This is a genomic window from uncultured Salinisphaera sp. (genome assembly GCF_964012375.1).
In the GTDB taxonomy this organism is placed as follows: domain Bacteria; phylum Pseudomonadota; class Gammaproteobacteria; order Nevskiales; family Salinisphaeraceae; genus Salinisphaera.
In genome coordinates this window covers 1-15,904 of sequence record NZ_CAXGSH010000011.1, presented here as the reverse complement: position 1 = coordinate 15,904, position 15,904 = coordinate 1, and the positions used below count along the sequence as shown (strand labels likewise).

The window sequence follows — 15,904 nt, the reverse complement described above, 5'->3', positions numbered from 1 at the left end:
CCATCGGCCATGGCCAGAATCTCGACAGCGCTGCGCTGGCTGGTGGTGCGCCTGCTGCAGCTGCCGATCGTGATCTATCGCTATACGCTCTCGCCGCTGCTGGGCCCGCGCTGTCGCTATATGCCCAGCTGCTCGGCCTATGCGCTGGAGGCCCTGCAGGTACACGGGCCGATTCGCGGTTCCTGGCTGGCGTTTCGGCGTATTACCCGCTGCCATCCGCTGCGCGAAGGCGGTTTCGACCCGGTGCCGCCACCCCGCGACAAGCGTTGACAGCGGCGTAGCACCGATGCATGGGGCGCACGCAGGGTTTATGATGGCGCGCTTTCATTGACTAATCCGCCTGGATCGACGTCTCGCCCATGACCGGTTTCACCGAACACAAGCCGCTGGATCTGTCTGCACTGGATGGCGATATCCGCCGCTGGTGGGATCAGGAAGACGTATTCGAGGCCAGCACCGCCGCGCGTGCCGATGGCCCGACCTTCACTTTTTATGAAGGCCCGCCCACGGCCAACGGCCGGCCGGGCATCCACCACGTGCTCGGGCGCACGATCAAGGACACCTTCTGCCGCTACAAGACGATGTGCGGCTATCGGGTCGACCGCAAGGCCGGTTGGGATACCCACGGCCTGCCGGTCGAAATCGAGGTGGAGAAGGAACTGGGGCTGTCCTCGCGCGAGGATATCGAGAACTACGGCATCGCCGAATACAACGCCGCCTGTCGCGAGTCGGTGCTGCGCTACAAGACCCAGTGGGACGAACTGACCCGGCGCATCGGTTTCTGGGCCGATCTGGATGCGCCCTACGTCACCTTCTCGAACGAGTACATCGAATCGGTGTGGTGGCTGCTCAAGCAGCTCCACGAGCAGGGCCTGCTCTACAAGGGCCACAAGGTGCACTGGTATTCGCCGGGTTCGGGCACGGTGCTGTCGTCGCACGAGGTCAGCCTCGGCTACAAGGAAGTGCAGGATCCGTCGATCACGGTGAAGTTCTTCCTGGAAGACGAGCCGGACGTGGCGATCCTGGCCTGGACCACCACGCCCTGGACCATGCCATCTAACGTCGCGCTGGCGGTCGGCCCGAAAATCGAATACGCCAAGGCACGCGGCGAGGATGGATCGGTCTACATCGTGGCCCGCGACTGTGTGGCCGCCACGCTCGGCGAGCATGCCGAAATCCTCGAAACCTTCGGCGCCGATGCGCTCATCGGCAAGCGCTACAAGCCGCCTTACGATTGTTTTGTCGATCATCCCGAGGCCGATCAGGCCTGGCGCGTGATCGCGGCCGATTTCATTACCACCGACGATGGCACCGGCATTGCCCATGAAGCGCCGGCCTTCGGCGCAGATGACTTCCGGGTGACCACGGCCGAAGGCATGCCGGTATTCAATCCGATCGAGCGCGACGGCCATTTCCAGGCCGACTTCCCGCTGGTGGGCGGGCTGTGGTTCAAGGACGCCGACAAGCCGGTGGCGCGCGATCTCAAGGAACGCGGGCTGCTGTTCGAGCAGAGCGTGACGGTGCATAACTACCCGCACGACTGGCGCAAGGGCACGCCCTTGATGAACTACCCGGTCGAGTCCTGGTTCGTAGCGACCCAGCAGAACAAGGACAAGCTGGTCGCCTACAACGACCGCATCAACTGGTTCCCGGCCCATGTCGGCACCGGCCGCTTCGGCGACTGGTTGGAAAACAACGTCGACTGGGCGCTGTCCCGGCATCGCTACTGGGGCACGCCGCTGCCGATCTGGGTCAACGACAACAACCCGGACGATATCGTGGTGATCGGCTCCATTGCCGAGCTGCGAGAGTACGCCGGCGATCAGGTCGCCGACGACGACACGCTGGACCTGCACAAGCCGCAGGTCGATGCCATCACCTGGATGGCAAAAGACGGCGGCACCATGCGCCGGGTGCCCGAGATCATCGACGTCTGGTTCGACTCGGGCGCCATGCCGTTCGCCCAGTGGCACTACCCGTTCGAGAACCAGGAACGCTTCGAGGCCAACTTCCCGGCCGATTTCATCTGCGAAGGCGTGGACCAGACCCGTGGCTGGTTCTATTCGCTGCATGCCATCGGCACGCTCATCAAGGACTCGCCGGCCTACAAGAACGTCGTGGTCAACGGCCTGTTGCTGGATGCCAACGGCGAGAAGATGTCCAAGTCCAAGGGCAATACGGTCGATCCGTTCGAAGCCCTGGATACCCACGGCGCCGACGTCATCCGTTGGTACATGCTGGCCAACAGCCCGCCGTGGGATAACACCAAGTACGCCGACCGCGGTCTGCGGGAAACGCGTACCAAGGTGTTCGGCACCCTGGAAAACGTGTATTCGTTCTTTGCCACCTACGCCAATATCGACGGTTTCACCGCCGATACGCCAGCACCGGTCGTGGCCGACCGGCCCGAGCTGGATCGCTGGATTCTCTCCAGGCTGCAATCCACGGCCGCCGAAGCATCGGCCGCACTGGACGAATACAACCCGACCCGGGCCGCGCGTGCGGTGGAGCGTTTCATCGATGCGCTTTCGAACTGGTATATCCGCCGCTCGCGGGCCCGTTTCTGGGCCGGCGCGCGTGCCGATGCCGGCGGCGATGCCAGCGAATCAGACGTCGCTGACAAGCGCTCGGCCTATCACACCACGCTGACTTGTCTGCGCGATGTGGCAGCGATGATGGCGCCGATCGCGCCGTTCTTCTCCGACTGGCTGTACGGGCAGCTGGGCAACGAAAACGGCGCGCGTGCATCGGTGCATCTCGCCGACTTCCCGGCCGCCGATGCCGCGCTCATCGATGCCGACCTGGAACGGCGCATGGCGCTGGCACGGGCGATCGTGGCCAACGCGTTGGCCTTGCGTAACGAGGCCGGGCTGAACGTGCGCCAGCCGCTGGCACGCATTCTAGTGGTCGAGGAAGCCGAGGTGGCACGCGCCGACGTCGACGCCATCGCCGCCATCGTGCGCGACGAGATCAACGTCGATGCCATCGAATTCGTGGCCGGCGAGGGCGATCTGGTCAAGCGCAGCGCCAAGCCCAACTTCAAGACCCTGGGCAAGCGTCTGGGCAAGAAGATGAAGGCGGTGGCCGGCGCCGTGGCGGCCCTCGACGACGAAGCCATCGCGCGTTACATGCGCGATATGCGGCTAATCGTCACCGCCGACGGCGAGGATATCGAACTCGGCGAAGGCGACCTGCTGGTATCCGCCGAAGGCGTGGAAGGCTGGCTCGTAGGCCGCGAAGATGGCGTTACGGTCGCACTTGATAGTACACTGACGGATTCACTACGCGAACGCGGGCTGGCGCGCGAAGTGATCAATCGCGTACAGCGGTTGCGCAAACAGGCCGAATTTCATGTCGCCGATCGGATTCGCGTGCAGTATCACGCCGACGACGAGCTGGCGAAGGCGATCGAAAGCCACAGGGCGGTGATCGCGCGTGAAACCCTAGCCGAAGCGTACGCGCCGAACGCGCAGCCGTCGGGCGAGGTCGAGCAGGCCTTCGATATCGACGGCGCGCAGATCACGCTAGCCCTGGCGCGCGTTCGATAACGCGCGTATCGCAACGGTTTTACTTTTTAACGATCGACAGTCGAGACAGCAGGCCATGCAGAAAGACATCCACCCCAACTATCGCCCCGTCGTATTCAAGGACATGGGCGGTGATTTCGCGTTTCTCACGCGCTCGACCATCGAGACCAACGAAACCATCGAATGGGAAGATGGCAACGAGTACCCGCTCGTGAAGCTGGAAGTCACGAGTGCGACGCACCCGTTCTATACCGGCAAGCAGAACATCATGGACACGACCGGCAAGGTCGAGCGCTTCAACCGGCGCTTTGGCATGATGAAGGGCGCCAAGAAGCAGTAAGGCTTCTGGCTCCCGCGCCCGATCTGATTCGGGCGCGGTGCTCGCTGAATTCGAGCCGGCCGGCGTGCAATACGCCGGCCGGCTTTTGCGTGTCCGGCGTTTGCGTTGCGAGGCCGGGGCGTCGGATGGGGCGGCTGTTTCAACGCATGGCGCCGATGGGCAGCGCGGACACCCGCTGCATCTCGGCATCGTCGTCGAGGCTGGCCTCATCAGCCAGGTATTGCGCGGCCATGGGCATCGCATCCGCGCCCCAGAACAGTTCCTTGCCGATCGCAAGCGTCGGTACACCGAATACGCCGCGCGCACAGGCCTGCTCCGTCTCGACGCGCAGCTGCTGTTTGACCTCGGGCGCGGCCAGCCGGGCCGGGTCCACGTTCAGCGCCTGCGCCAGCGTCTGCACCACGCCCGGATCCTGCGGATCGACGCCGGTCGTCCACAGCCCGTCGAAGATACCGTCGATCGCCTGCGTAGTGCTGCCGGCCGCGATCGCCAGCCGCAGATAGGGCAGGGAATTGAACGGATGCGCGGCCGGCATGCGAAACGCCAGCCCGTGTTCGCGTGCATGCCAGGCACACCAGCGATAGGTCCAGCGTCGTTTCGGGCCGATTTCGGCCGGTCCCTTCTGGCCGTGGTGGGCGAGCACGCCCGCAAACAGGATAGGTCGATGGGCCACCACGGCGTGCTGCCGGAATTCGCCGAGGCGCTGCCAGGCGAAATAGGCGAACGGGGAGATGAAATCGAAGTACCAGTCGATGGTGCGGGGTTTGTTCATGGGATATCCCGAATCGGCTGCGGCGTGAAACGCCAGATTAGCGGAGTCGGTGAGTTCGGCGGTGATCGTAGATCGAATCCACGTGCGGTCCGAATCAACGGCGCAGGTGAATTTTGACTTGGGGTTTCGCACTGTTGTGCGAGGTACTTCTCTTTGCTTGTCCAAAGAGAAGTACCCAAAAGATGGGTCGCGCAGCAGCGCGAAACCAAAGGACTGACAGACTCGTGAGCGCCGAAAGCAGATAGCCTGGACCTGCTTTTTCGGACTTAACTCCAGGGTTAAATCTGGTCTAGGGTGCTGCGCTGCGACGGAAAACCCGACGCGGCCCCTCAGTCAAACCCTCTCCCTATGCGCAGCGGCAAGCTCAAGAAACCCCTCGAGCGCCGGCAGCCCGCGATCACCGCGGCGCACGCCCAGATGAATCTGTTTGGCGATACCCTGCTCGCCCAGGGGCCGGGCGACGATGGCAAGCTGGGGCTGGTATTCCTCGATCAGCCAGCGCGGCAGGGCGGCCACGCCACGCCCAGCGGCGACCATCTGCAGCATGATGTCAGTCGATTCCACCGTCTTGTGGCGATGCGGCGTCACGCCGGCCGGGGTGAGCAGTGATACATACACGTCCAGCCGGCTGGGGTCGACGGGGTAAGACAGCAACGTCTCTGCAGCCAGATCGTCTGCCTGTACCGCGTCGCACGCGGCCAGCGGATGGTCGGCCGCCACCGCCAGCACCTGTTCGTAGTCGAACACCGGCTCGAACTGCACGCCTTTCTTCTTGAGCGGGTCGGGGGTAACGAGGATATCGATCTCGTGGTTGAACAGGGCGGCCATGCCGCCGAACTGGAACTGTTGCACCACGTCCACATCCACCCCGGGCCAGGCGCTCAGATAGGGCTCCACCACCTTGAGCAACCAGCGATAGCAGGGATGGCATTCCATGCCGATACGCAGGGAGCCGACGGCGCCGCTGGCATAGTCGGCCAGCATGTCGTCGACCCGTTCGAGCTGGGGCAGCAGCCGATTGGCGGCGGCCAGCATCTGCTCGCCGGCAGCGGTGAGTCGTACCCGCCGTCCCTCCCGGCTCCAGATCGTGCTACCCGAGCGTCGTTCGAGCTTGCGGATCGCATGGCTCAGCGCAGACTGGCTCAAATGCAGGGTTCGCGCCGCCGCGGTAAGCGAGCCTTCCCGGTCGATGGCCCGGAGGATGCTCAGGTGGATACGCTCGATCATGGCATTTAATGAGCTGAATTCATATATCGATGTAAATATACCAATTTTATTCATTGGTAGCGCGCTATAGAGTTCCGGTTCGCGAACATCGGCGTCAGGCATTTGGACGTCGGCTGCACCCAACCCATCGGAGCGACCATGACGATTTCCCAGAACCTCGGTTTCCCGCGTATCGGCGAACGCCGCGAACTCAAAAAGGCCACCGAGGCCTACTGGAAAGGCGATCTCGACTACGCCGGCCTCGAAGCCACCGGCGCCGAGCTGCGTCGCGCCAACTGGGCGAAACAGAAGGCGGCAGGCATCGACCTGATCCCGTCGAACGATTTCTCCTTCTACGACCAGGTGTTGGGGCTGTCGTGCCTGATCGGTAACGTGCCGTCGCGTTTCGGCTGGGACGGCCAGGCCATGAACATCGACGTGGCCTTCGACATGGCCCGCGGCACCGATGATGCGATTGCCTGCGAAATGACCAAGTGGTTCGATACCAACTACCACTACATCGTGCCGGAATTCACCCGCGACACGACGTTCGGACTCGTGGGCACGAAGATCTTCGACGAGTTCGCCGAGGCCAAGGCACAGGGCATCGTCACCAAGCCCGTAATCGTCGGTCCGGCGACCTATCTGACGCTCGGCAAGGTCACCGACGGCTCGGATCTGAACAAGTTCGATCTCGCCGACGAGCTGATCGCGATCTATGTCCAGATCGCCGAACGGCTGGCCGAGCAGGGCGCCGAATGGCTGCAGATCGACGAGCCGATCTTTTCGCTGGACCTGAATGACGCCCAGCGCGAGGTTGTTCGCAAGGCCTACGATGCGCTCGCGGGCGTTGCCGGCATCAAGATCATGGTGGCCAACTATTTCGGCGCGCTGGCCGACAACCGCGAGCTGTTCGTATCGCTGCCCGTCGCCGCCCTGCATATCGACGGCGTACGCGGCGTCGAGGAAGTCGAAGCCGTGGCCGCACGTTTGTCCGACGACAAGCTGCTCTCGGTCGGCATCGTCGACGGGCGCAATATCTGGAAAACCGATCTCACGCGCGCGTTGGACCGGTTGCAGCCCGTGCTCGGCGAACTGGGCAGCGAGCGTCTGATCGTCGCGCCCAGCTGTTCGCTGCTGCATTGCCCCGTCACCCTGCGCAGCGAGCACAAGCTCGACGACGAATTGCTCAACTGGCTGGCGTTCGCGGAGGAAAAACTCGACGAAATCGTGTTCCTCGCCCGTGCGGCGAACGGCAAGGTCGACAAGGACATGCTTGCCGCCAACGCGGCCGCGATGGTGGACCGTGCCAACTCGACGCGTATTCATGACAGCGCGGTCAAGAACCGGGTGGCGAATACGGGCGCGGCCGACTACAAGCGTTTTTCTGCTTACCCGGAACGCGCTGAAAAACAGCAGGCCAAGCTCGATCTGCCGGCGTTTCCGACCACCACGATCGGCTCCTTTCCGCAGACTGCGCAGGTGCGCAAGGCACGCGCGGCCCACAAGCGCGGCGATATGAACGACGCCGACTACGACGCCTTTCTGGAAGCCCAGATCGCCGAGGCCGTGACCATGCAGGAAGCCATGGGCTTCGACATGCTCGTGCACGGCGAATTCGAGCGTAACGACATGGTGGAGTATTTCGGCGAACAGCTGGCCGGCTATGCCTTCACCAAGTTCGGCTGGGTACAGAGCTATGGCACCCGCTATGTGAAGCCGCCGATCATCTTCGGTGATGTGTCGCGGCCCGAACCGATGACGGTGAAATGGTCGAAATATGCCCAGTCGCTGACCGACAAGCCCATGAAAGGGATGCTCACCGGCCCGGTCACCATGGTGCAGTGGGCGTTCGTGCGCGACGACCAGCCCCGATCCGAAACGGTCAAGCAGGTGGCGCTGGCCATTCGCGACGAGGTCTGCGATCTCGAAGCCGCCGGCCTGGCGGCCATCCAGATCGACGAGGCCGCCTTTCGTGAAGGCCTGCCGCTGCGGCGTTCCGAGTGGGCCGAGTATCTGGACTGGGCGAGCGCCAGCTTTCGTCTGACCGCGGGCGGTGTCGCCGACGACACCCAGGTGCATACCCATATGTGCTATTCGGAATTCAACGACATCATCGAGGCGATCGCGGCCATGGACGCCGATTGTATTTCCATCGAAACCTCGCGCTCGCAGATGGAGCTGCTCGATGCCTTCGTGAAATTCCGGTACCCGAACGAGATCGGGCCCGGCGTCTACGACATTCACAGCCCGCGCGTGCCGGCCAAGGCGGAAATGATCGCGCTGCTGGAAAAAGCCACCGAAGTGCTGCCACCCGAGCGCATATGGGTGAATCCGGACTGCGGCCTCAAGACCCGCGGTTGGGCCGAGGTTCGGCCCGCGCTCGAACATATGGTCGATGCCGCGCGCGAGCTGCGGCAGAGGCAGGCCGCCTGAGCCGATCACCGCGACCGTTCGGCCGTCCCGATGAATCTCCGGGACGGCCGAGCGCGATCTCACGGCCCCCAGCGCAGCGGGTGATCGGCGCGTAATACGCCGTCTGCGTCCCAGTCGGGCCAGCCGGTGAATGGGATCGGTCGGGCCGAATCGAGCGCGCTCAGGCGTTCGGCCCAGTCGTGTTTAAGGCTGTCGAGGTGGTGCTCGAACACGTCGCGCTGTTCGTAGGCGATGCCGCCACCCTGAATGCCGTGGGCGACGAACGGCGCCAGTACGTCGAAGCCCATGTAGTGCAGCGAGTAGTGGATGGGCCAGAGCAGGCGCTCGATTGGCCCGCCACGGCCGTAGGGCGAAAAGGTGGCCGCCGGCCCGCCAGTGGTCACCGACAGCAGCGCGCGCTTGCCGCGAAAAATCCCTTCGTCGTAGCGCCGGCGCCCGGTATAGAGCTCGCCGTAGACGAACACGCGATCGAACCATCCCTTGAGGATGGCCGGCTGGGCATGCCACCAGAGCGGAAACTGGAGGATGACCAGATCGGCCGCCGTCAATCGATCGATTTCGCGCTGCACGTCGGCGGCACGGCTTTGCTCATTGCCCGCATGGCGTTGTTCGGTCAGCGCCGAGAAATAGTGTGCATCGGCGCGTGAGTCGTAGCGGGCCGGGCCTTCGACAGGATCGAAACATTCGGCGTACAGATCGGAGCGTGTGACCGTCATTCCCCGGCCGGCCAGGGTTTCATCAGCAATATCGGCGAGTGCGCCATTGAAGGATTTCGGTTCGGGATGGGCGAATACGATATGGGCGTGCATGAGATGGGGCCTTTGAAATCAGGCCGCCAGTCTGCTGTTTGCGTTATCGTCACGAAATAGGCATAACGGCAAGCCGTATTTGCGCTTATGCAAACCGATATCGCCTGGGACGATTTACGCCTGGTGCTGGCCATTGCACGAGCCGAAACGCTGGCCGGTGCTGCACGCACGCTCGGGCTGCACCACGCCACGGTCTATCGACGGCTGATCGCCTGTGAACGCGCCCTGGGCACGGCGCTGTTCGAACGGGATCGGGGGCGTCATGTGCCCACCGCGGTCGGCGCAGAATGGGTGGCCGTGGCCGACGACATGGACGGTGCGGTGGTGGATGCCGCGCGCCGTATCGCCGGGCGGGATGTTACCCCGGCCGGTACGGTGCATCTGACCACCACGGATACGCTGCTGCACGGGCTCGTATCGCCCATGCTGGCCACGTTTCGGGAACGCTTTCCGGCCATTCGCCTGGACGTACGCCTATCCAATGCGCCGTTCGATCTGGCACGCCGGGATGCCGACTTGGCGATTCGCGCCGCCGACGAGCCGCCGGACCCGTTGATTGCCCAGCGCCTTGGCGAGATTGTCATGGCGCGTTATCGCTGTGCGCAGCATGCGCCGCCGTCGAATGCCTGGGTGGGGTTGAGCGAAGCCGTGCCGTTTGCGGCCTTGCATCGATGGATGGCCGCCGGCGTCGACGCGAACGATATCGCCTTGCAGGTCGACAGCATGCTTGCCATGCAGCGTGCTGCAGCCGACGGGCTGGGCGACGCGCTGCTGCCCTGTTATCTCGCCGATACCGATGCGCAGCTGCTGCGCGTCGGCGCGCCCATACCGGAATTGACCACGCCGGCCTGGCTGCTGGTCCATCCGGACATGCGACGTACGGCGCGTGTTCGCGCGCTTAGAGATGCACTCATCGATGCGTTCGCCAGCCCGGATGTGCGTTCGCGGCTGGCCGGTGGATAGGGCGCCGATTCAGTTGCCGAGCGTGCGTTTAAGCCCTTCGTGGGACGCAACGAAACCCAGGCTTTCATAGAAGCGTAGGGCGTCGGGACGCTGCTTGTCGGTGGTGAGCTGGATGAGTCGGCAGCCGCGTTCTTCTGCGCGCTCGATCGCCCATTCGAACAGCGTTCGGCCGAGCCCCTGACCGCGTCGACTACCGGCGATGCGTACGCCTTCGACCAGCGCGCGCCAGCTTCCTTGATAGGTCAGATAAGGGATATAGGTCAGCTGCAGCATGCCCGCGATCTCGCCATCCTGCTCGGCGACGATGAGCTCGTTGTTGGGATCGGCATCGATCGCTGCAAACGCCTGGCTGTAACTCGTCGGCAACGGGCTGGATGGGCACTCGCGTGTCGCGCCCAGGGCATCGTCGGCCAGCAGCTGTACGAGCGCGTCGAGATCAGCGGCCCGGGCCGTACGAAAAACGAGTTCGGACATGGTCACTCCCCGTGTTCTTTGAACGCAGTCAGTCGGCACGCCCGCCGTCTGCGCGCATGCCCTGGAATTCGCAGGCATATCCTATCGCGGCACGGTCTTCGCGCCAGTCGAGTGTGCATACCGCGTTGTCGAGGTTGTCGTTTTTCAATGCGGGCCTGCAGGCGCCGGTGCGGATTTTCGCCAGTCGGGGCGCGCATACAGTCGAATAGTTGGCCAAAGCAACGCATGCGATAGGCGATCGGGTCACCCGCAATCGGGCGGATTGTTAAACTACGCCGCCTGTCACTACCTGCCCGGCCTTTTGCCATGACGATCACTACCCGTTTCGCGCCGTCGCCGACCGGTTATCTGCATATCGGGGGCGCACGTACCGCGCTGTATTCCTGGCTGCATGCAAAAGCCAGCGGTGGCCGCTTCGTATTGCGTATCGAGGATACCGACCGCGAACGCTCGACCGACGAAGCCGTGCAGGCGATTCTCGATGCCATGGAATGGCTCGATCTCGAGCACGACGGCGAGATCTATTACCAGACCAAGCGTTTCGACCGATATGCCGAAGTCATCGACTGGCTGCTTGCCGAAGGCAAGGCCTATCGCTGTTATTCGAGCGCCGAGGAAGTCGAGGCCATGCGCGAAGCCGCGCGGGCCAAGGGCGAAAAGCCGAAATACGACGGCACCTGGCGGCCGATGCCGGGCAAGACGTTGCCCGAGCCGCCGGCAGGCGTCGATCCGGTCATCCGTTTTGCCACGCCGCTGGACGGCGAGACCGTCATCCACGATATGGTCAAGGGCGATATCACCATCTCGAATACCGAGCTGGACGACCTGGTGATCGCCCGTGCCGACGGCACCCCCACCTACAATTTCTGTGTGGTGGTCGACGATATGGACATGGCCATCAGCCATATCATTCGCGGCGATGATCACGTCAACAACACGCCGCGCCAGATCAATATCCTGAAGGCCTTGATCGGCGATTTTGCCGAGCTGCCGGTCTATGCCCATGTGCCCATGATTCTCGGGCCCGACGGCAAGCGGCTCTCCAAGCGCCACGGCGCGGTGGGCGTGATGCGCTATCGCGAAGAAGGATTTCTGCCGGGCGCGCTGCTCAACTATCTGGTGCGCCTGGGCTGGGCCCATGGCGATCAGGAAATCTTCACCCGCGAACAGATGCTCGAGCATTTCGATATCGAGCATGTTCAGGGCGGCGCCTCGACCTTCGACCCGGACAAGCTGCTGTGGGTGAATCAGGAACACCTGAAGATGGCCGCCCCCGAGGATCTGGTCGGCGAGCTGCGTTGGCACCTCGCGCGTCTGGGCATCGACGGCGTGGACGATACGCGCCTGGCCGAGATCGCTGCCATTCAGAAGGGCCGCTGCAAGACCGTGCTGGAAATGGCCGAGCAAACACTGTTCGTGTTCCAGCCGGTCACCGAATACGAACCCAAGGCCGTGAAGAAACATATCAAGGCCGGCACGCCGGATTTGCTAGCCCAGGTACGCGACGGTCTGGCAGCGCTCGACGACTGGAACGGCGAAGCCGCGAGTGCAGTGGTCAAGCAGGTATCGGCCGACAACGAGGTCGGCATGGGCAAGGTCGCCCAGCCGATCCGTATCGCGGTGACCGGCGGGCCCGTGTCGCCGTCGATCGACGATACGCTGGTGCTGCTCGGCCGCGATGAAACGCTGGCACGCCTGGACGCGGCCGTGGCGGCCTTCGCATCGGAAACGAACTAGAGCCACATGCGCAGTTCGCCCGACGGGCGCGCGTGCAATCGGGCACGAGCGCCGCGTCGTTTGCCGCGCTTTCGATAAGCCGCGCCGGTCTACCCGGGCGCGGATGCCGGGGCAGCGTCCCAACTTTTCCATGGCCAGCCATGCCGAGCCAGCGGTCGCCGGACCGCGTGGCTGAGCCAGGTTCGTATCGGCGAAATATCATAACGGACGCGCACTCGATACAATGCTTGTTCAATTGTCGAGGTTCGCATGACCACCACCTATCTTGAATTGCAGGTTCTGAGCACCGGCCAGACCTCGCGTCTGGCCGAGATGTTTCGCCTGCTCGGCGAGCCGAACCGGCTGTCGCTGGTGTATGCCTGCCTCGAGGAACCGCAGAGCGTGCAGACGCTCGCGGCCGATATCGATATCTCCATGTCGCTGGCCAGCCATCATCTGCGCCTGTTGCGGGCCGCGCGTTTGCTGCGCGCCGAGCGTCGCGGCAAGCAGGTGTTCTATGTGGCCGCCGATGCGCACGTGCAGCGCGTGCTGCGTGACATGGTCGAACACAGCATTCAGGAGTAGTCGTCATGAGCAAACCGCACGCGCATGCACACGCAGATCATGACCACGACCACGACCACGACCACGACCATGGACTGGGTGGCCATCATCATCACGGCGGAAGCGGTCGTGCGCTGATTCTGTCGCTGGGCCTGACGCTCGCCTTTGCTTTTGTCGAAGCCGTCGGCGGCTGGTGGGCCGATTCGCTGGCATTGATGTCTGACGCTGGTCATATGTTCACCGATAGCTCCTCGCTTGCTATCGGGGCGCTTGCGGCCTGGATGGCCAAGCGCCCGGCGTCCAAGGTGCATTCCTTCGGCCTGCAGCGCGCCGAGGTGTTGGGCGCACTCATTAACGCCGTGCTGATGATCGTGGTGGTCGTGGCGATCGCGTTCTCTGCGATCCAGCGCTTTGCCGAGCCGCGCGAAGTGGCCGGCGTGCCGGTGATGATCATCGCCACCATCGGGCTGGTGATGAATATCGCGGTGGCCGCCATTCTCATGCGCGGCGAACAGACCATGAACGTGCGCGGCGCGCTCATTCACGTGCTGGGCGACCTGCTGGGCTCGGTGGCCGCGATCGTGGCCGGCGCGGTGATTTTGCTGACTGGCTGGATGCCGATCGATCCGCTGCTTTCGCTGGCCGTGAGCGCGCTGATTCTGGTATCGGCCTGGCGTCTGCTCAAGGACGTCGTGCACGTACTCATGGAAGGCGTGCCCAAGGGCCTGGATGCCGCAAGAGTCAGCAAGGAACTCGCCGGTATTGAAGGCGTGCATTCGGTGCACGACCTGCATATCTGGAGCCTGTCATCGAGCCAGCGTGCGCTGGCCGCGCATATCGAAATCGGCCGCATGAGCGACTGGCAGGCCATCCTGCCGCGGCTGCAGACGCTGTTGGCCGAGCGATTCTCGATCACCCATACCACGCTGCAGCCGGAAGACCGTCAGACCGCGCTGGCCTGTGCGGTGGATTCGGACTGCGGCGTGGCCACTTGAAGACAGTGCCCGTGGGAGAACGGGCAGGGGGTTGGCAATGTCGATACAACTCAAGCGTATCTACGATTCCGTAGCGGACGATGACGGCCGCCGCGTACTGGTGGACGGCATGTGGCCGCGCGGCGTCAAGAAGACCGATGCCGCGCTCGACGACTGGTACAAATCGGTCGCGCCGTCGAGCGAGCTGCGGCGCTGGTTCGGCCACGATCGCGATCGCTGGGAGACATTTCGCGAAAGCTATCGCGCCGAGCTGGACGACTCCGACAACGAGGATCTCGACGCCCTGCGTGAAATCGTGGCCCGGGAAGACGAAGTGACCCTGCTGTTCGCCGCCCGCGATACCGAATGCAATCACGCGGTAGTGCTCAAGGACTGGCTGGAAGACGCCGCATGAGCGACCCGGCCGGCCTGGACGACGCCGAACGCGTTCGCGACGCCTGTATCGAAGCCGCGCTTGCCGGCTACGAGGACGCCGCCATTGCCGGCCTCTGCGGGGAAGGCGCCCTGGAGATGGCGATCAGCGCGATACGCCGTCTCGATATGGCCGAGGTGATTGGCAGCAGCGATGCCGCCGCGGCCAACAGTACCCAGAAGCCGTAATAGCGCAGGCGCGTAGCCGCGGCCCGTGCGGCCAGGCATGAAAAAGCCCGGGCCACACAGGGCGTGCCCGGGCTTTGAAACGACGCGCGCGCGTCGGTCGCGCTATTTGCTCTGGTAGTACTGCATCAGAATCTCGGCGACTTCCGGGCGCGAGAATTCTTCCGGCGGGGCGATGCCGTTGCCGAGCATTTCACGCACCTTGGTGCCGGACAGGATCACGAAGTCTTCCTTGGTGTGATCGGGCACGTCGCGCATCATCACCACCTTGCCGAGTTTCTTGGAAAACGCGGTGTGGTCGGCGGCGAAGATCTCGATATCGAGGGCGTCGTCGGGTACGCGCTCCTCGAAGATCTTCTGGGCATCGAAGGGGCCGAAGAAATCGCCCACGCCGGCATGGTCGCGGCCGACGATCAGATAGGAGCAACCGGCGTTCTGGCGGAACACGGCATGCAGCACGGCCTCGCGCGGGCCGGCATAGAGCATGTCGAAGCCGTAGCCGGTGATCATCACCGAGTTCTTGGGGAAGTAATGATCCACCATCGTGCGAATGGCGGCATCGCGCACGTTGGCGGGAATATCGCCGGGCTTGAGCTTGCCCAGCAGCATATGCACGAGAATGCCGTCGGCGCCGGTGGCTTCCATGGCCATCTTGCAGAGTTCTTCATGCGCGCGGTGCATGGGGTTGCGGGTCTGGAAGGCCACGACCTTTTCCCAGCCGCGCTCGGCGAACTCGTCGCGAATCGACTGTGCGGTACGGAAGGTATCGGGGAAATCCTTCTCGAAATAGCTGAAGTTCAGCACCTGAATCGGCCCGTGCACGACATGGCGGCCAAGCGATTTGAAGGTGGCCACGCCGGGGTGTTCTTCGTCGGTGGTGGTGAAGATCTGCTCGAGCAGCGCGTTCAGCTCATCGTCGCTGAATTCGTCGACGCCCTCGATGTCCTGCACCGCGATCACCGGGTTGCCCTCGACGTTGGGGTCGCGCAGGGCGATACGGGCCGCGCCCTTGATGGGCTCGATATCGTCGACCAGGTTGAGTACCGGCACCGGCCAGAACAGGCCGTCGCTGGTCCGCAGGTCGCGACCTACCGATAGCGCATCGGCCTTGCTCATGAAGCCGGTCAACGGGTTGAAATAGCCGGCGCCGAGCATTACCGCGTTGGCCGCGGCGGCCGAGCTGACGGTGATCGCCGGCAGTTCGTGGGCTTCCTGTATGAGTTGCTCGCGGGCGGCCTCGTCGGCCACATACAGCGGGTTGAGCGTATCGGAACCGTGCGGTTTGATCATGTCGTCGCGCCTTGCGTTGTCGAATGGCAAAAACGGGTCGCATGACGCGCCGTGCGTGCCATGCATAACGGAAAACGCGGCTGTCGTGCCGCGTTTCGACCGTCAGGATTTTGCGGATTCTAACGTATTGCGGGCGCGATGCCCGTGACACAAGGGCGTATTAGGGAACCTCTGATCTATTCATCCACGGTCGCGTTTGAGTCCCAAAAGGCCGC

Annotated in this window: 15 protein-coding genes; 10 read left to right on the top strand and 5 right to left on the bottom strand. The window is 63.5% G+C overall.

Translation table 11 applies throughout. The features are described 5' to 3' along the window. The first annotated feature begins 9 nt into the window (after positions 1 to 9). The 3 genes from yidD to ABNU97_RS03445 all read left to right on the top strand — a co-directional run bounded on the left by yidD (position 10) and on the right by ABNU97_RS03445 (position 3,867). Positions 10 to 270 carry a membrane protein insertion efficiency factor YidD gene (gene yidD, locus ABNU97_RS03455; RefSeq protein WP_348765358.1) on the top strand — a complete coding sequence of 87 codons (261 nt, stop codon included), beginning with the start codon at positions 10 to 12 and terminating at the stop codon, positions 268 to 270. A gap of 89 nt (positions 271 to 359) precedes the next feature. After that, positions 360 to 3,548 carry an isoleucine--tRNA ligase gene (gene ileS, locus ABNU97_RS03450; protein ID WP_348765357.1) on the top strand — a complete coding sequence of 1,063 codons (3,189 nt, stop codon included), beginning with the start codon at positions 360 to 362 and terminating at the stop codon, positions 3,546 to 3,548. A 55-nt stretch (positions 3,549 to 3,603) separates the two neighbouring features. Further along, positions 3,604 to 3,867, top strand: a complete 264-nt coding sequence (locus tag ABNU97_RS03445) for a type B 50S ribosomal protein L31 (RefSeq protein ID WP_293623607.1) — start codon at positions 3,604 to 3,606, stop codon at positions 3,865 to 3,867. A 139-nt stretch (positions 3,868 to 4,006) separates the two neighbouring features. Here the strand turns inward: ABNU97_RS03445 and ABNU97_RS03440 are convergent, their stop codons facing one another. Together ABNU97_RS03440 and ABNU97_RS03435 are read right to left on the bottom strand one after the other, a co-directional pair. Next, positions 4,007 to 4,639 (bottom strand): 2-hydroxychromene-2-carboxylate isomerase, encoded by a 633-nt coding sequence (locus ABNU97_RS03440; protein ID WP_348765356.1) that lies wholly within the window; start codon positions 4,637 to 4,639, stop codon positions 4,007 to 4,009. Between the two features lie 333 nt (positions 4,640 to 4,972). After that, positions 4,973 to 5,866 (bottom strand): LysR family transcriptional regulator, encoded by an 894-nt coding sequence (locus ABNU97_RS03435; RefSeq protein WP_348765355.1) that lies wholly within the window; start codon positions 5,864 to 5,866, stop codon positions 4,973 to 4,975. Between the two features lie 138 nt (positions 5,867 to 6,004). Here ABNU97_RS03435 and metE point away from each other — a divergent pair, with 138 nt between their 5' ends. Beyond that, positions 6,005 to 8,281, top strand: a complete 2,277-nt coding sequence (metE, locus tag ABNU97_RS03430; RefSeq protein WP_348765354.1) for a 5-methyltetrahydropteroyltriglutamate--homocysteine S-methyltransferase — start codon at positions 6,005 to 6,007, stop codon at positions 8,279 to 8,281. 59 nt (positions 8,282 to 8,340) lie between these two features. On the opposite strand, the gene ABNU97_RS03425 is transcribed toward metE, so the two are convergent. After that, entirely contained in the window at positions 8,341 to 9,090 is a 750-nt protein-coding gene (locus tag ABNU97_RS03425) for an NAD(P)H-dependent oxidoreductase (RefSeq protein ID WP_348765353.1), read from the bottom strand. An 87-nt stretch (positions 9,091 to 9,177) separates the two neighbouring features. On the opposite strand from ABNU97_RS03425, the gene ABNU97_RS03420 reads away from it, so the two are divergent. Continuing rightward, the gene (locus tag ABNU97_RS03420) at positions 9,178 to 10,053 is read left to right on the top strand and encodes a LysR family transcriptional regulator (RefSeq protein ID WP_348765352.1); all 876 of its coding nucleotides are present in this window, start codon (positions 9,178 to 9,180) and stop codon (positions 10,051 to 10,053) included. A 9-nt stretch (positions 10,054 to 10,062) separates the two neighbouring features. Here ABNU97_RS03420 and ABNU97_RS03415 read toward each other — a convergent pair whose 3' ends face one another. After that, the gene (locus tag ABNU97_RS03415) at positions 10,063 to 10,527 is read right to left on the bottom strand and encodes a GNAT family N-acetyltransferase (RefSeq protein ID WP_348765351.1); all 465 of its coding nucleotides are present in this window, start codon (positions 10,525 to 10,527) and stop codon (positions 10,063 to 10,065) included. A gap of 306 nt (positions 10,528 to 10,833) precedes the next feature. On the opposite strand from ABNU97_RS03415, the gene gltX reads away from it, so the two are divergent. The 5 genes from gltX to ABNU97_RS03390 all read left to right on the top strand — a co-directional run bounded on the left by gltX (position 10,834) and on the right by ABNU97_RS03390 (position 14,402). Further along, positions 10,834 to 12,264, top strand: a complete 1,431-nt coding sequence (gene gltX, locus ABNU97_RS03410; RefSeq protein ID WP_348765350.1) for a glutamate--tRNA ligase — start codon at positions 10,834 to 10,836, stop codon at positions 12,262 to 12,264. Between the two features lie 249 nt (positions 12,265 to 12,513). Next, on the top strand, positions 12,514 to 12,828 hold the full coding sequence (locus tag ABNU97_RS03405; RefSeq protein WP_293623597.1) for a metalloregulator ArsR/SmtB family transcription factor: 315 nt from the start codon (positions 12,514 to 12,516) through the stop codon (positions 12,826 to 12,828). A gap of 5 nt (positions 12,829 to 12,833) precedes the next feature. After that, positions 12,834 to 13,802, top strand: a complete 969-nt coding sequence (locus ABNU97_RS03400; protein WP_348765349.1) for a cation diffusion facilitator family transporter — start codon at positions 12,834 to 12,836, stop codon at positions 13,800 to 13,802. Positions 13,803 to 13,839: 37 nt separating this feature from the next. Next, a complete protein-coding gene (locus ABNU97_RS03395; protein ID WP_348765348.1) occupies positions 13,840 to 14,196 on the top strand; it encodes a DUF488 family protein in 357 nt (118 codons plus the stop codon). Next, positions 14,193 to 14,402 (top strand): acetyltransferase, encoded by a 210-nt coding sequence (locus ABNU97_RS03390; RefSeq protein ID WP_348765347.1) that lies wholly within the window; start codon positions 14,193 to 14,195, stop codon positions 14,400 to 14,402. Before ABNU97_RS03395 ends, ABNU97_RS03390 begins: the two co-directional genes overlap by 4 nt. A gap of 102 nt (positions 14,403 to 14,504) precedes the next feature. Here ABNU97_RS03390 and sat read toward each other — a convergent pair whose 3' ends face one another. Next, the gene (gene sat / locus ABNU97_RS03385) at positions 14,505 to 15,689 is read right to left on the bottom strand and encodes a sulfate adenylyltransferase (protein ID WP_348765346.1); all 1,185 of its coding nucleotides are present in this window, start codon (positions 15,687 to 15,689) and stop codon (positions 14,505 to 14,507) included. Between the last annotated feature and the right edge of the window lie 215 nt (positions 15,690 to 15,904).

Coding starts and splice junctions, on each gene's coding strand:
- ABNU97_RS03435 (WP_348765355.1), bottom strand. CDS start 5,866: ATGATCGAGCGTATCCACCTGAGCATCCTCCGGGCCATCGACCGGGAA.
- ABNU97_RS03395 (WP_348765348.1), top strand. CDS start 13,840: ATGTCGATACAACTCAAGCGTATCTACGATTCCGTAGCGGACGATGAC.
- ABNU97_RS03405 (WP_293623597.1), top strand. CDS start 12,514: ATGACCACCACCTATCTTGAATTGCAGGTTCTGAGCACCGGCCAGACC.
- ileS (WP_348765357.1), top strand. CDS start 360: ATGACCGGTTTCACCGAACACAAGCCGCTGGATCTGTCTGCACTGGAT.
- ABNU97_RS03420 (WP_348765352.1), top strand. CDS start 9,178: ATGCAAACCGATATCGCCTGGGACGATTTACGCCTGGTGCTGGCCATT.
- ABNU97_RS03425 (WP_348765353.1), bottom strand. CDS start 9,090: ATGCACGCCCATATCGTATTCGCCCATCCCGAACCGAAATCCTTCAAT.
- yidD (WP_348765358.1), top strand. CDS start 10: ATGGCCAGAATCTCGACAGCGCTGCGCTGGCTGGTGGTGCGCCTGCTG.
- ABNU97_RS03390 (WP_348765347.1), top strand. CDS start 14,193: ATGAGCGACCCGGCCGGCCTGGACGACGCCGAACGCGTTCGCGACGCC.
- gltX (WP_348765350.1), top strand. CDS start 10,834: ATGACGATCACTACCCGTTTCGCGCCGTCGCCGACCGGTTATCTGCAT.
- ABNU97_RS03415 (WP_348765351.1), bottom strand. CDS start 10,527: ATGTCCGAACTCGTTTTTCGTACGGCCCGGGCCGCTGATCTCGACGCG.
- ABNU97_RS03440 (WP_348765356.1), bottom strand. CDS start 4,639: ATGAACAAACCCCGCACCATCGACTGGTACTTCGATTTCATCTCCCCG.
- ABNU97_RS03400 (WP_348765349.1), top strand. CDS start 12,834: ATGAGCAAACCGCACGCGCATGCACACGCAGATCATGACCACGACCAC.
- ABNU97_RS03445 (WP_293623607.1), top strand. CDS start 3,604: ATGCAGAAAGACATCCACCCCAACTATCGCCCCGTCGTATTCAAGGAC.
- metE (WP_348765354.1), top strand. CDS start 6,005: ATGACGATTTCCCAGAACCTCGGTTTCCCGCGTATCGGCGAACGCCGC.
- sat (WP_348765346.1), bottom strand. CDS start 15,689: ATGATCAAACCGCACGGTTCCGATACGCTCAACCCGCTGTATGTGGCC.